The 13648-nt window shown below is 58.9% G+C and carries 16 protein-coding genes; 8 read left to right on the forward strand and 8 right to left on the reverse strand.

All coding sequences use genetic code 11. From position 1 onward, the window contains the following. Positions 1-44: 44 nt before the first annotated feature. The 7 genes from paaG to ACLIRY_RS22085 all read left to right on the forward strand — a co-directional run bounded on the left by paaG (position 45) and on the right by ACLIRY_RS22085 (position 7693). Positions 45-815, forward strand: coding sequence for a 2-(1,2-epoxy-1,2-dihydrophenyl)acetyl-CoA isomerase PaaG (paaG, locus tag ACLIRY_RS22055; RefSeq protein ID WP_413207584.1), 771 nt, complete (start codon positions 45-47; stop codon positions 813-815). A gap of 49 nt (positions 816-864) precedes the next feature. Continuing rightward, positions 865-2415: a 3-hydroxyacyl-CoA dehydrogenase PaaH gene (gene paaH / locus ACLIRY_RS22060; RefSeq protein ID WP_413207585.1), complete on the forward strand. Its 1551-nt coding sequence runs from the start codon at positions 865-867 to the stop codon at positions 2413-2415. Continuing rightward, the gene (pcaF, locus tag ACLIRY_RS22065) at positions 2412-3617 is read left to right on the forward strand and encodes a 3-oxoadipyl-CoA thiolase (RefSeq protein ID WP_413207586.1); all 1206 of its coding nucleotides are present in this window, start codon (positions 2412-2414) and stop codon (positions 3615-3617) included. Before paaH ends, pcaF begins: the two co-directional genes overlap by 4 nt. A gap of 336 nt (positions 3618-3953) precedes the next feature. Then, complete coding sequence (locus ACLIRY_RS22070; protein WP_413207587.1) at positions 3954-5510, forward strand: type IV secretory system conjugative DNA transfer family protein; 1557 nt, start codon at positions 3954-3956, stop codon at positions 5508-5510. Beyond that, positions 5507-5695, forward strand: coding sequence for a hypothetical protein (locus ACLIRY_RS22075; protein ID WP_413207588.1), 189 nt, complete (start codon positions 5507-5509; stop codon positions 5693-5695). Before ACLIRY_RS22070 ends, ACLIRY_RS22075 begins: the two co-directional genes overlap by 4 nt. Before the next feature lie 20 nt (positions 5696-5715). Then, complete coding sequence (locus ACLIRY_RS22080) at positions 5716-6261, forward strand: hypothetical protein (protein WP_413207589.1); 546 nt, start codon at positions 5716-5718, stop codon at positions 6259-6261. A gap of 187 nt (positions 6262-6448) precedes the next feature. Next, complete coding sequence (locus ACLIRY_RS22085; protein WP_413207590.1) at positions 6449-7693, forward strand: DUF5677 domain-containing protein; 1245 nt, start codon at positions 6449-6451, stop codon at positions 7691-7693. Positions 7694-7819: 126 nt separating this feature from the next. Here the strand turns inward: ACLIRY_RS22085 and ACLIRY_RS22090 are convergent, their stop codons facing one another. The 5 genes from ACLIRY_RS22090 to ACLIRY_RS22110 all read right to left on the reverse strand — a co-directional run bounded on the left by ACLIRY_RS22090 (position 7820) and on the right by ACLIRY_RS22110 (position 10880). Continuing rightward, complete coding sequence (locus ACLIRY_RS22090; RefSeq protein WP_413207591.1) at positions 7820-8329, reverse strand: antirestriction protein ArdA; 510 nt, start codon at positions 8327-8329, stop codon at positions 7820-7822. A gap of 279 nt (positions 8330-8608) precedes the next feature. Beyond that, positions 8609-8824, reverse strand: coding sequence for a hypothetical protein (locus ACLIRY_RS22095; protein WP_413207592.1), 216 nt, complete (start codon positions 8822-8824; stop codon positions 8609-8611). A 220-nt stretch (positions 8825-9044) separates the two neighbouring features. Further along, a complete protein-coding gene (locus ACLIRY_RS22100; RefSeq protein WP_413207593.1) occupies positions 9045-9593 on the reverse strand; it encodes a TRADD-N-associated membrane domain-containing protein in 549 nt (182 codons plus the stop codon). Positions 9594-10120: 527 nt separating this feature from the next. Further along, positions 10121-10405: a hypothetical protein gene (locus ACLIRY_RS22105; RefSeq protein ID WP_413207594.1), complete on the reverse strand. Its 285-nt coding sequence runs from the start codon at positions 10403-10405 to the stop codon at positions 10121-10123. Positions 10406-10478: 73 nt separating this feature from the next. Next, entirely contained in the window at positions 10479-10880 is a 402-nt protein-coding gene (locus tag ACLIRY_RS22110; RefSeq protein WP_413207595.1) for a hypothetical protein, read from the reverse strand. Between the two features lie 516 nt (positions 10881-11396). Here ACLIRY_RS22110 and ACLIRY_RS22115 point away from each other — a divergent pair. Further along, positions 11397-11963 carry a hypothetical protein gene (locus tag ACLIRY_RS22115; RefSeq protein ID WP_413207596.1) on the forward strand — a complete coding sequence of 189 codons (567 nt, stop codon included), beginning with the start codon at positions 11397-11399 and terminating at the stop codon, positions 11961-11963. 115 nt (positions 11964-12078) lie between these two features. Here ACLIRY_RS22115 and ACLIRY_RS22120 read toward each other — a convergent pair whose 3' ends face one another. From ACLIRY_RS22120 to ACLIRY_RS22130, 3 genes are read right to left on the reverse strand one after another with little or no spacing between them, the layout of a single operon-like run. Then, a complete protein-coding gene (locus ACLIRY_RS22120; RefSeq protein ID WP_413207597.1) occupies positions 12079-12279 on the reverse strand; it encodes a hypothetical protein in 201 nt (66 codons plus the stop codon). Then, on the reverse strand, positions 12276-12527 hold the full coding sequence (locus ACLIRY_RS22125; protein ID WP_413207598.1) for a hypothetical protein: 252 nt from the start codon (positions 12525-12527) through the stop codon (positions 12276-12278). The genes ACLIRY_RS22120 and ACLIRY_RS22125 overlap by 4 nt, the downstream gene beginning before the upstream one ends. Next, complete coding sequence (locus ACLIRY_RS22130) at positions 12487-13176, reverse strand: hypothetical protein (RefSeq protein ID WP_413207599.1); 690 nt, start codon at positions 13174-13176, stop codon at positions 12487-12489. Before ACLIRY_RS22130 ends, ACLIRY_RS22125 begins: the two co-directional genes overlap by 41 nt. Between the last annotated feature and the right edge of the window lie 472 nt (positions 13177-13648).

The following is a 13648-nucleotide window of genomic DNA, read 5'->3' on the forward strand; positions in this document are numbered from 1 at the left end:
TAAGCCGTTGACCGGGCCGATGAGTAAGCCGAAAGGGGGAAGCCATGACGGACAGCAGCATTGAATTTCGGGTCGATGGTCCCATTGCTCGCCTGACTCTGAACAGGCCAGACAGCTTGAACAGTTTTACGGTCGATATGCATCGGGAGGTGGCCGAGGCCCTGCGCAGGGTGCGCAAGTCAGAGACGGCTCGGTGCTTGATCTTGACCGGAGCGGGGCGGGGGTTCTGTGCCGGCCAGGACCTGAAGGAGCGTCGCGTTTCTGCAGATGGCCCCCCCCCGGATCTCTCCGCTTCCCTGGATCAGCGCTACAATCCGCTGATCCGATCCCTGCGCGATCTGCCGATTCCCGTGATCGCCGCTGTCAACGGTGTGGCTGCCGGGGCCGGTGTGGGGATCGCTTTGGCCTGCGATATTGTCGTTGCTGCGCGCTCGGCCCGTTTCGCCCTGGTTTTCAACAAGCTGGGCCTGATTCCCGATGCGGGAACTACCTGGTCTCTGCCTCGTCTGGCTGGACAGGGTCGGGCCTTGGCTGCGGTCTTGACCAGCGACACCGTGAGCGCCGAACGGGCCGAGGCCTGGGGGCTGATCTGGCGATGCGTGGATGACGAGGCCCTGGCCGACGAGGTGGAGGCCATCGCAAGCCGACTATCCGCACAGCCCCGGTTGGGCATGGCCTTGACCAAGCGGGCGTTCAATCGATCGCTTGGCAACAGTCTGGACGGGCAACTGGATCTGGAACGGGATTGCCAGGGAATGACGGGTCGTGATCCGGAGTACCGGGAGCGGGTCCGGGCGTTTCTTGAAAAACGATAACAATCGGCAGACGCGGCTAGAGCGGGTCTCGCGAAGGGAGGATGAAACCATGGGCGCATTGTCGCCAACAGAGACGGTTGCCGTCATCGGCGCCGGGACCATGGGGGCCGGAATTGCCCAGGTGGCGGCTACGGCCGGTCACGCCGTGCTGCTGTTCGATGCGGCCGAAGGCGCAGCGGAGCGCGGCCTCGGGCGTATCGCTGAAGGGTTAAACAAGCTGGTTGCCCGGGGGAAGATGGAGGCCGAGGCTCGGGAGTCCCTCGTCGGCCGGATCCGCCCGGTGGGCGCCCTGGCTGACCTGGCTCCGGCCCGTTTGGTGATCGAGGGAATCATAGAAGACCTGGGGGTCAAGCGGGATCTGTTCGCCGCCCTGGAGGACATCTGTGGAGATCAGACCATCTTGGCGACCAATACTTCGTCAATTTCCATTACGGCGATCGCCGCCGGGTTGAAACGGCCAGAGCGGTTGGTGGGGATGCATTTCTTCAACCCGGCTCCGGTCATGAAGCTGGTTGAGGTCGTCAGCGGCTTGGCCACCGACCCCGCTGTAGCCGAGACCATCCATGCCACGGCCACGGCCTGGAAGAAGCAGGCGGTGTATGTCCGTTCCACGCCGGGCTTCATCGTCAACCGGGTGGCCCGGCCCTTCTATGCCGAAGCCCTGCGGGTGCTGGAGGAAGGCGCAACGGATGTCGCGACTATTGACGCCATCCTGACGGACTGCGGCGGCTTCGCCATGGGACCCTTCGCCCTGATGGATCTGATCGGCAATGACGTGAATCTGGCCGTGACCCAGTCGGTGTTCGACGCCTACAACAAGGACCCGCGCTATTTGCCGTCGCTGACCCAACTGGAGCTGGTGCGGGCTGGCCGTCTGGGGCGCAAGACCGGACGGGGCTTTCATGCCTACGGCGCGGATGCTGCGGGGGCCGCCGCTCCGACGACTGCGCCGTCGGCGGGTCACCTGGGCTGGGCTTCGGTGACAGGCGGGCTGGGGCCCGCCCGGGCGCTGGCCGGTCTGATCAACGGGGCCGGGACCGACGTGACCTGGGTCGACCGCGAGGCCCCCGGTGGACGGATTGAGGCCGGGGATGTGACGCTGGCCCTGACAGACGGGAGGTCCGCCACGCTGCGCGCCCGCGACGAGGGGCTGAAGAACCTTGTGCTTTTCGATCTGGCGCTGGACTACGCCACTTGCACGCGGGTCGCGCTCGCTCCCTCGGACCAGTGTTCGAATGCCGCTCTGGACGACGCCGTGGGCCTCTTCCAATCCCTGGGCAAGGCGGTCAGCGTGATCGACGACGTGCCGGGTCTGATCGTCATGCGCACGGTCGCCATGCTGGCCAATGAGGCGGCCGATGCGGTGCTACAGGGCGTTTGCGATGCCGAGGCCGTGGACATTGCCATGCGTGGCGGTGTGAACTATCCCCGGGGGCCCTTGGCCTGGGCCGAGGGGGTCGGTCTGGATCTGGTCGAGGTGGTTCTGCGAAACCTTCACGACGGGTACGGCTGGGACCGCTACCGCTGCTCGCCCCTGCTGCGCCGGGCTGCGGCCGCAGGGCGATCCGTCTCCCGTCGGCCGGTGGAGGCGCGGTCATGAGGGATGCGTTTATCTGCGATGCCATCCGGACGCCCATTGGCCGGTTCGGCGGGGCGCTGTCCTCAATTCGGGCCGATGATTTGGCGGCATTGCCGATCAAGGCCCTGATGGCGCGCGCTCCGGACTTGGATTGGGGCGCGGTGGACGAGGTCATTCTCGGTTGCGCCAATCAGGCGGGGGAGGACAACCGCAATGTGGCCCGCATGGCGGCGCTGCTGGCGGGCCTGCCCGACGGCGTCACGGGCACCACCATCAACCGGCTTTGCGGATCCGGGATGGATGCGGTCGGTACCGCTGCCAGGGCCATCAAAGCGGGCGAGCTGAACTTGGTCGTGGCCGGTGGAGCAGAATCCATGTCCCGCGCGCCCTTCGTCATGGGAAAGGCAGAGAGTGCCTTCAGCCGCTCCACGCGGATCGAGGACACCACCATCGGCTGGCGCTTCGTTAACCCGCTCATGAAGGCGGCCCATGGTGTCGACAGTATGCCTGAGACCGCAGACACCGTGGCAGAGGAGTTCGGGATTTCCCGCGCTGACCAGGATGCCTTCGCCCTGCGCAGTCAGCACCGCTGGGCCAAGGCCCAGGAGGCCGGAGCCTTCAAAGAGGAAATCGTTCCCGTGACCGTGCCGCGCCGCAAGGGCGCCTCTCTGGTGGTGGACACCGACGAGCACCCCCGGCCCGGAACGACCCTGGAAACACTGGCGGCGTTGAAGGGGGTGAACGGTCCGGAGTGCACGGTCACGGCGGGCAACGCGTCGGGGGTCAATGACGGCGCCTGCGCTTTGGTCATCGCTTCAGAGGAGGCTGTGAAGATCCACGGACTGACTCCCCGGGCGCGTGTGGTGGGCATGGCAACCGCAGGTGTGCCGCCACGCATCATGGGCTTCGGCCCGGCACCGGCGATCCGCAAGGTGCTTGCGTTGACCGGTCTAAAAGTCCGGGACATGGAGGTTATCGAATTGAACGAGGCCTTCGCCTCCCAGGCCCTGGCGGTGCTGCGGGATCTGGATTTGCCCGACGCCGCCGACTGGGTCAATCCGCAAGGTGGCGCCATCGCCTTAGGCCACCCCCTGGGTATGAGTGGCGCGCGCCTCGTGCAAACAGCCGTCCATCAGCTTCAGCGCAGGGCTCAGCGATATGCCCTTTGCGCCATGTGCATCGGGGTGGGGCAGGGCATTGCCATGGTTGTTGAACGTGTCTAGAAAAATCTGGAGATGCCCAGAGTGATTTTAGAGTCAAAACCAAGATTCATGCCGTGATTTCAAAGGGTTGCGTCATACCCGTGAGAACGGGGATCCAGGGTTGATTTCGGTGGTATCGGTGACGTGCGCTCCTGTTGCGTCAACTGCATAGGTCAGTTGTCCCCACCCTGGATTCCTGTATGGCTGGGAAGACGAGGAGGACGCTATCGATGCCTTTTACGGCTATAGCCGGTCCGAAACGCCCGAAGCGCACGACCTGTATGGCGAAAGCGCGGCCCGCCAGCCGGAGATGTCCGACCTCTATGGCGCGCAGCAGGCGGAACAGGAGATGGAGCCATGACCGACGGCATCATTCTCGCGCTGTTCGCCCTGACACTGTTGTGGCTGACCCGGAAGTGGCTGGGCCACCGCTTCACACCCTACCGGGCTTCGCTGGATGCACGGCTGCTGCGCCTTGGCCGACGGGATGATTTCCGCCTGCGCGACGCGGTCGCCGGCGGGGTGCTGATCCTTGGCGGCTCCGGGTCGGGCAAGACCAGTTCCGCGCTCGGCCCGACCGGGTTTGCCCGGGCCTATCTGAAAGCCGGATATGGCGGCGTGGTCTGCTGCGTCAAACCGGAGGAAGCGGCAAGCTGGCTTGAGCTGGCAAAGCGCTGTGGCCGGGAGGGCGACCTGCTGCGCTTCAGTGTCGATGGGCAGCACCGCTTCAACTTCCTCGACTATGCCTCGGCCACGGTCGGGCGCAACGGCATGGATCAAAACCTGATCCAGTTGCTGCAACGGATCACCGAAGCCGCCAGCGGCCTCGCGGCTCAGGGATCTCAGGGGCGGGACGACGCCTTCTTCAAGACCAACGCCATGCAGATGGTGGCCCATGCCCTGCCTTACCTGCGCAAGGGGCTGGGCGGGATTCAACTGAAGCATCTGCATCAGATGATCATCAGCGCCCCGCAAACGCTGGAGATGGCGAACCATCCCGGTTGGATCCATGGCTCCTTCTGTTCACGCCTGATGCTGCGCGTCGCGGAGATGGCGCGGCAGGGCGACGCGGAGGCGGAGCGGATCGTCGAGGAGCATGCGGATTACTGGCTGCATGACTTCCCCGGCATGGGCGAGCGCACGCGCGGATCGGTGGTGGCGACCCTGACCGGTGCCATCTATCCGTTCCTGAGCGGCAAGCTCAATGAACTGTTCTGCACCGACACCACCTTCTGTCCCGACTTCTGCCAGGACGGCACGATCATCCTGCTGGATATCAACACGCGCACCTTTGGCCCGGCGGGCGCGGTGGCACAGCAGATTTTCAAGATGCTGTTCCAGATGGCGATGGAACGCAAACCCGCCGGAGCCAAAACCCGCCCGGTCTTCTGCTGGTGCGACGAGGCGGGGTTCGTCGCCAATGCCGGGGACGAGGAACATCTGGGCGTTTGCCGGTCGGCCAAGGTCTGCAATGTGTTCATCGCCCAGGACATCGCCACCTTCGCCGCGCGCCTTGGCAACCGGGAACTGGCGAACGCGCTGATCGGCAAGTTCCAGACCCGCCTGTTCTTTTCCCAAACGGACATGGAAACCAACCGCTTCGCCAGCGACATCATGGGCCAGATGCAGCATGAGCGGGAAAGCCGGGTACAAACGGACGGCGAAGGCCGCAACGGCGGCGACGCCATCGGCGAGGAAAGCGGGTCCTATTCGGGCGGGCATTCTTCCCATCGCGGCCAGTCGCTCAGCGTCAGCACGCAGAAGGACTACATCTTCCCGCCGGAAGCCTTCGGCCAGCAACTGCGCACGGGCGGACGGATCAACCGGCGGCGCACCGACGCGATCATGGTGGTGTCAGGCCGAACCTTCCGCGCGACGAAATCCAACTATCTGAAAGTGGAGTTCCGCCAATGAGAGCGCTCCTCTATGTGTGGCATCTGCTGAAGCTGCTGCTCTATCCGCCCCGTCTGCTGCTCTATCTGCTGCACAGCACCGTGATTTTCATCAGCAAGCCGGGGGCGCGTTTCCTGATCCCCGCGACGCTGGGCGGCCTGATCTATTGGCAGGCGGACCTTGTCACCGGGCTGGCCGACCCCTGATCCGGTTTGCGGCGGAACCGGTGCGCGCCTTTGACGCGGAGCTTTATGCCCTGCTGTTTCCCTATCGGCTGTGGATCGCCGGAGGGGTGTCGCTGGTGGCGTTTCTCGTGGTGCTCTATCTGGTTTCCACGCTGATCCGCCCGATTATCGGCGCGCTGCCCGCGCCATCCCCACCAATGCTGCCGCGTCTGCCTTTGCGGGCGAGGGTCTTCCGGCTGAAACGGGTCCGCGCCCGGATGGCCGTGTGGGGACAGGGGAAGGCCCGTCCCCTGAAGCTGAAACGCCTGATCGCGCGGCTTGACCCCGAGGTTCGTCAGGTGTTCAGCCAGTCGGGACAGGCGCAAGATCGCTATGAGGCGCTGATGCGGGGCGCTCAGACCGCGCCCACCCCGCCAGCCGTCGCGCCGCCAGCGCCCGTCCCTCGGGCACCGGCACCCAGTCCACAAGGACAATTGCCGCTCCCCGGTGTGCCGCAAGCGCCACCGTCGCCTACCGTGCCGCCCTCCCAACTTGCGCCGCCCCGCAAAGCACGACGACGCAAAGCCGTTGGAGCGGCAACACCGTAGAGACACCGCGATCCGACCACATAGAGAGGCATCGTTCATCGGTGCCTCATCACTTTGTAAGTGTGAGATCTTTTATCTGCCACCCAAAGAACGTAAACTTTCAGTGTCGGTGAAGTGCGTTTTCCATGCGTGACGAGTATCCTTCTCCTAAAGCCTTCGCCCTTAAATTTCCTTTGGATTCATAGTAATGAAGAAGATAAAAGAAATTCTCAATGATGAAGCATCCAAAATTCCAAAAGTTCTCTTGCAGAAACTTCTTTCTCGGAAATTACATGATATCGGAATAAGCGACGAAGCCCTGCCTGCTGCTCTCGCGGAACATCTCACCACAAAAGGAGATGAAAACTTTTTGTGGGATGACGGTAACGATGGACCAAGTCAGAACATCCGCCTTTCCTTCACCGAAGACGAAATCAGGTCTCTGAAGCAAGATACGGATTCATTTTTAAATAATAAGTTGCCGGAGATCATCGATACCTTCGTAAAAGAAAGCGCAACGCAAATCATAAAAGACACAGAACGCGAATGGCCTCAAGAAAAACTATATGAGAAATATCAGATGCGCCATTTTCAGGACCGTCTGGACCTACAATGGGCGGAAGGTCTCGATCCGCTGCGTATGATTCTCATTTCATCACGGGAAGCCGGTCAGAACTTTGCGGAAAAACTCAGCAGTTCCAAGGCTAAAAAGGGAATCTTCCGGCGTCACGCCATCTTGATATTGCACATGCGCGCCTGTCAGACCGCGCTGGAAATAGTGACTCTTCTTGAAAGTGGCCTCCCTGACGGCGCCTATGCGAGATGGCGTACACTCTATGAGATTTCCATCGTTGCGTTCGTCATTGACCAATTCGGAGACGATATCGCGGAACGGTATTTGGCACATGATGTGGTCAGTGTACGGGAATCGATCATGAATGAGTTCAAACACGATGGGGTCGCGTATGAACCAACTGCTCTTCGGGGAGAAGACAAGAGAACAGAAGATCTATTTCAAGAACTCCTTTCCCGATTTGGCAAGTCATATAAGGGACCATATGGATGGGCCGCGCATCACCTCGGAATCAAAAGCCCCCGCTTCCAGGATCTTGAAGCGGCCATTGATTGGAAGACATTACCTCCACACTATAAGTGGTCAAGCTACAAAGTTCACGCTGGTGTATCTGGATCGGTTAGAAGTCTTGGATCCGCTGGTTTCCAATCACGCATTCACGCGGGAGCGATGAATATTGGATTGGATATACCAGCTATTAACACCGCCTATTCCCTAATGCATGTTACGTCATTGATCATCGGCAATTCGACCGACCTTGAGACGCAAATTTTCATCCGCAGTCTGATTATTCTTCGTGACAAGGTAGTCGAGGAGTGCCGGAAAATCGCACGTAAAATAGAAAAAACGGGCATGGAAACCGAAAGCGATTTTTTCTAGGCTTCGCCTCATTGCGTCCACAGACATAATCACCCGCCTTCGGCGCGTCGCGCCGAAGGCGCCGCGCGAAAAGGAAAAGCGGACTGACTGAACAGACAGCCCGCTTCTGATCTCGTGCCCTCACGTTCAGGCGCACCGATAAATGATGGTTTCTCCGGCGATTTCGGTTTCGCTGTAGTCCATGGACAGGTCGCGGGCGATGGCATCGTAATCGATATAGAAGCGCAGCGGTTCGGGGATGTCTCCGAACAGGCCCTCTTCGACGAATTGCCCGGCCAGTTCACATAGGGTGATGCCTTGGTAGAGGTCGATTTCCACGGCATCGGGATCCTGAGCACATTGGTCCCGGTCATAACCACATTCGCCCACGGCGATGATGAAACGGCGCTTTTGATCGTCGTCCCATGTTTCGGCGGCCTCCAGAAACGCCGGGAAACTGCCTTGGTGCAGGTCCCATGCCAAGGCTAGCGCGGCATCAAGCCGCTCTCCATCGATGAACTGGATTTCAAACTCTTCCGCGGGCTGGCCGAAGCCGTCGCGGCAAAGGCTCGCGCGCTGCTGATAGTGGTCGATACTGTCGAAATAGAAGCCGGTGGCGTCGATGTTGTACGGTTGAGCGTAAAGTGTGATGGTCATTTTCCCTGTCTCCCCGGTGGTTTAGTCGGTTGCGCATGCAACCGAACTAGGCCCGCGCCAATGAGCGGGGGGAGGCCGTCAGGACCGCGTCGGGCGGAGGGGGATCGCCCGATCTGCACAAGCGCAGCGCGGAAGAACGGGGAGACCGCCCGAGGCGTCCCAGCGCGCTACGCGATGGGGCCTGGTCTTGACGGTTGATGGGGCTGCAAGCCCCTGACTGAAGAAAAAGCACTGCCATGCAGACAACTTCTTTTCCCTTTCATCCATTGAGTTAATCAATTATATTAGAAACATATGGCTGAATAATTTAATATCGTTCTCGAATATATGCGAAAGTTCGATCAGAAGCTGGATCGAATGGACCAGCGTATTGACGATGTCATTTCCCGACTGGGTGCTCTTGAGACGAATGTCGCGCAGCTTCAGGGGGCAATCGTCCATCTCACCCATCGCGTTGACCAGATGGATGCCCGGCAGCGTCGGATCGAGGATCATTTTGAGCTGGCGAACCTACCGCCGATCCATGGCCCTGGGGATCATCCCCAGCCATAACAGCCATGGGAACCGCAATCCCCTGCTCGTGTCTGCATGAGGGATCGACGCCGAAGGCCGAAACCCGATCTCTCCGGGGTTCGGTTCACGAGAGCCCGACCGGCTTGCCGGACGCGCCAACACATGGATAAGTCTATATAATTCCGCTAACCATCAATAAGATTCACGACACTCTATCCAAACCCTCTAGTCGAGCCATCATTTTATTTGAAAGAGAAATCAATTGAGCATTTCTTTCACTGGCATCAACCAGCATGGATGTCACTAATACAGCGGAATACGCGGACTGACTTCCCAAGAGACGATCATGAAGGCGATTCACTTGTCGTGTTGTCTTTGAATATAATGAGAAAAATATTGCTGATATAGCTTCCGTTATTAACCCGACAACGGCCCCGAGATAAGCAGATGACAACCCTTCAATTCCCGCTAACTGAAAGTAAATGGCGAATCCCACAGACACACAAATTATCAGAAATCCTGAAATCGCAGAGAACATACAAATTCTAAAGCTTTGCTGCGCATGCAAGCGAGCCTCAGCCGTAAATTCATCCATATTGGAAAATGAAATAAGGTTCATTATTTTAAAAACCTCTTCTCCAGAAGCGGTTTCTAATTTTTCTCGAAGCGTTTTCTTTTCCTCGGCCGCCTTATTCTTTTCCTCAAGACTCTTAGAGACAATTGCCGCCGTAAGATCAAAAACATCATGCATCGGTACTATCGCAGACAATATATTCAACAAATTACCCTCCTATTTCATATCAATGGACGCAAAATATTTATGAAATTCAACGCCGTGATATGACGATTTAAATTTCTTTCTCAGAGTAAGTCGTCAGCTTACCAAAGCGCTCAGTTCTCTGAAAGAGTATTCATTGAGAAATGATAGGCAAGAGTTGCATTCATTGTTCCGCGCCTCCCGGCATCCCGGACCGTTCCGCTTCAAAGCGCCACAGATTAGTGAGAAGCGTGGCGGCTTCCTGTCCGATGATCTGCTGATAGATGGCGGGGTTTCGGCTTTGCTGTGCCCCATTGCCTTCTGGGTCACGGGTGGCGGCACGTAGGCCAGTGCACAGGTGACGCCGAAGGTGTGCCGCAACCCCCGGGGGGTTGCGCAGGCTCCGTCTATTCCGGAATCACGCATGATGGTTTTGATCCAACGCCAGCCGGTGCTGCGTGAGATTGGCCACAATGGCCCTTCGCCCCCACGCAGGGTCGCAAGCTCCTGAAGCAGGTCAATCAGAATGGACTGGACTGGACGGGAACGGGCCGGAAATGGGTCTGGCGACGTTTAAGGGTCCGAAATACCACGACCCGATCCTCGGCGTCGATCTGGAAGGGGGTGAGCGCGGTGCCCTCGGAAATCCGGCAGCCGGTGCTGATCATCAGCCAGGCGAAGACGCAGCGGTCAAAGGGCTGCTGGCCCGCGACCTCGATGAAGCGGAGGCTTTGGCTGCGCGTGAGGTATTTGCGCTGACCGCGCCAATCATAGAGGCTTGGCGTGAACGTCTTCGGACCGGGCATGGCTGCAACCTTGTGGCCTATAATGTTTCAGAGGGGAGCAAGATGTTCATATCATTGCATTATTCATCAAGGGTCAACTGGTGCCGCAAGACGAAAGCGGGGCTGAAACCCGCAGGAATTCAGGGCTTGCAACCAAATAGGCCATTCGGTAGCATTCCCTAGCGTTCCCAATGACGGCCTGACAGGTCATCGCCACCGATGGCAAAGACGCGGCGACCCGTGAAACTTCAGGGCCCGATGCGAGGCGGACCGTTTCCATCTGGGCGTCCAACGCGCTGATCCGCGCCCGAAGGGTGGCGGCGATATCGGCCAGTCCCACTCCGTCCTGCTGCTGCCATTCGAGCATCGCGAGGGCGGCCTCCAGTTCGGCCCTCTGCGCCGTCAGGGTCGCGATCGCGACGACTTCATCACGGAGTGCTTCCGTGTCTTCCTGCGGCTCCCTGTCGGGAGATTGCTGTTCATCTGACAATGCCATAAAATACTACTTTCGGTTTATTTTACCATAATAAATTGTTTATTTGCAGCGTTTTCTCGCAAATACCCAAGCCCATGTCCCGGTTTCCTCCCATGCGGCGTGTCCGGGGCTCTCCTGTCCTGTTTTTAAGGCGCGTGTGAGGCCCTTTTGCTTTCTGGGCAAGCCGGAGGCTCCTTCTCTGCGTTTCGGCCCCCAAAAAAAGGGAGAGGGGTGCAAGGAAGGCAAAACGCCCTCTCGATGTCCGCCACAACAGGCCCCGATGGCCGGAGCCCGCAACCCATGGAGGACACCATGCCATACAAGATTCTTCAGCTTGAATTCACCGCAACTAGCCGCATGACCCTGCGCATCAGGATCGGTTCGGTCCGCATCGTCGTCACGATCAACGAACCCGGCGAGGATGGATGAAGGGGAAAGCGAGATTTTCGGCACAGAAATCAGTACGGTAGACGCAAGCACCAGGATTACTCTTTTCATGTCGTTGCATGGCCAGAGATTCGGCGAATGATATTCTCAGTGTCGGACATCACTCCGCGTCGGATATACCTCGATACCGGCGCTTTTCAGGCTATTCAGGAATGTGGCGGGTTCGTCTTCGGCGAAGACGACATGCCGGAAGCCGAGGATTTCAATTCTCGTTCTTGCCCGCAAATTTTGCGACGGCCGGACGGTCAGGAAATCCTCGAATACCTGCGTTACATTTTTATGTTTGACCAGCGCGCTATGTTCGACTGGATCGTCTCTCCCGCTTCGCTGGCCGAAATCGACGCGGCGCGGTGCGAGGCGAGAAGCCGGTATGCGCGGGACGTCATGGACCATTCCTCCATCTGCGTGGCCGACAATCCCCCCTCACTCACCGCAGCCGAAATGGCGAAGCTCATGGCGGATCCACGTTTTGCGGGCATCAGCACTGCTGACCGCAAGCTGCTCGTTGAAGCCGTGGCATTGGAATGCGATGTCTTTTTGACCATTGAAAAGAAACTGCCCAAAAGCGCGGGTGCCGTATTGAAACGGATCCCGTTACTGATCCTCACACCCTCGGAATTATGGGCCATGCTTGAACCCCACCTGAAGGGGTTGTGAGCCCGTCTGTGACGGTCTTGAACATTAGGCTGAGTACAGCTAATCCGTGAACCCGGCGGCGGATTAGCAAGGCGCGATCCCGCAAGAATGTCCGGGCCGGACGCGGGATCGGAGCTCAGCGCGGCTTGATGCGCCGAGCTTTTGTTTGTTTGGCGGATGCGGGCAGCGCCGCCTGATCGCGCAACTGTGCTGCCTTGGAAGACGTGCTGCCGGATTTCTCCGCATCGGCGGGAAGCGGGTCCCAGCCGCCCATGCCTTGTAGCACGCGGTCCGCATGCCGGATGGTATTTACATGGCCGTCGTGATCCTCGATCATTTTGACCGAAGTGCCCATTTGTTCGGCGAGGAAATACACATCAACGCCTTCCTGCAACCTAAAGGTTGCATAGTGTGGCGAAACGAATAGGTGGAGCGCGCCACGCCTTGCGCCCCCTCGCGCAGCCCGGCTTCTTCAAGCAGGTCCGCGATCAAATGTTTGCAGAGCGATTTGGCGGGCGTGCCGTCGATGGTCGTAAACACCCGGTCATTCGGCTCTGTTGCCTGTGAAATGGCGCGAATGCGCATCAGACCCGAAAATCGACATCTCAAAGCGAATGGTTGAGTCGCTGATGAAAGCAACCGTCGCGCCTTCCTGCGACGCGGCGAGTTGGGCGGTTAGCGACTTGCCGCGCCGAATGCCCCGGCTCTGGAGCGCCTTGACGCGGGCGGTGCTTTCCTGTGTCGCCAACTGCTGCTCCAGTTCGGCGGACACTTCGCGCACGCCGTTGCGCTTGTTGCGACCCGCACCGTTTTCACGCCGCCATGCCGGATAGCCGTCCCAGAGTTCGTTGCCGATCAGATGCACCTGCCGCGAACCGGTATAGCGCTCCAGCGCGCCTTCGATCACCGCCCGGAGCTTTTTCACGCGGGACGCGCTGATTTCGCCTCGGTTCGCGCGCTCCTCCTGCAAGGCGAGATACTCCTTGCCGACCTCCCGGAAGGGACGGTTGAACACCGGCACGTCGTGTTTGATGCGAAAGCGCAAATCGGCATCGTAATCAAAGGCGTGCTCGCGGGCTGCGTGAGTATCCGAGGTTTTTAGCGAATAGGTCTTGTAGCGGTCGGCCTGCGGAAGTTTGATCCGACAATACCAGTTGCGATGATGCACAACATCGCCACGGCGGAAGATGATCAGTCCCGGTTTCAGTTCCTCCTTGTCGGTGATAAAGGTCATAACATCATCAAATCTGTGCAGTTTCCGTGCAGACCGGCGGCGTAAGCTCTTGATTTTCCGTATCTGTGCAAGGCTTGTATATTAAATTATATCAAAAAATATCGTGTATTGCCAATTGTTTATGATATATGTATCATTTCTGCGAAAACGGGCATCCATGGTTGATTTCTCTGGTATTGGCGCTTAGAGCATCGAATGGAAAAGTGGGAACCGGTTTTCCGGTCCACTCGATGCTCAACCTGTTGAATCTAGATCAAATTACCCGCCTTAAATCGGAATCGATTTAAGGCGGGTAATTTGATCTAGCGCGTCAGGATGCGTCAATCGCCGCCGCTGGTTCTTCCCACCCTGGATTCCCGCGTACGCGGGAATGACGATTTTGGACAGTACACGGCGGACTTTTTCAGCTGCCTGGAAATCGCGGTGGATTCCCCCCTGAATTAGGCAAAAGGGGGCGAGGTCGTTCTGCGGA

Source organism: Rhodospirillum sp. A1_3_36 (assembly GCF_047263945.1).
Lineage (GTDB): Bacteria > Pseudomonadota > Alphaproteobacteria > Rhodospirillales > Rhodospirillaceae > Rhodospirillum.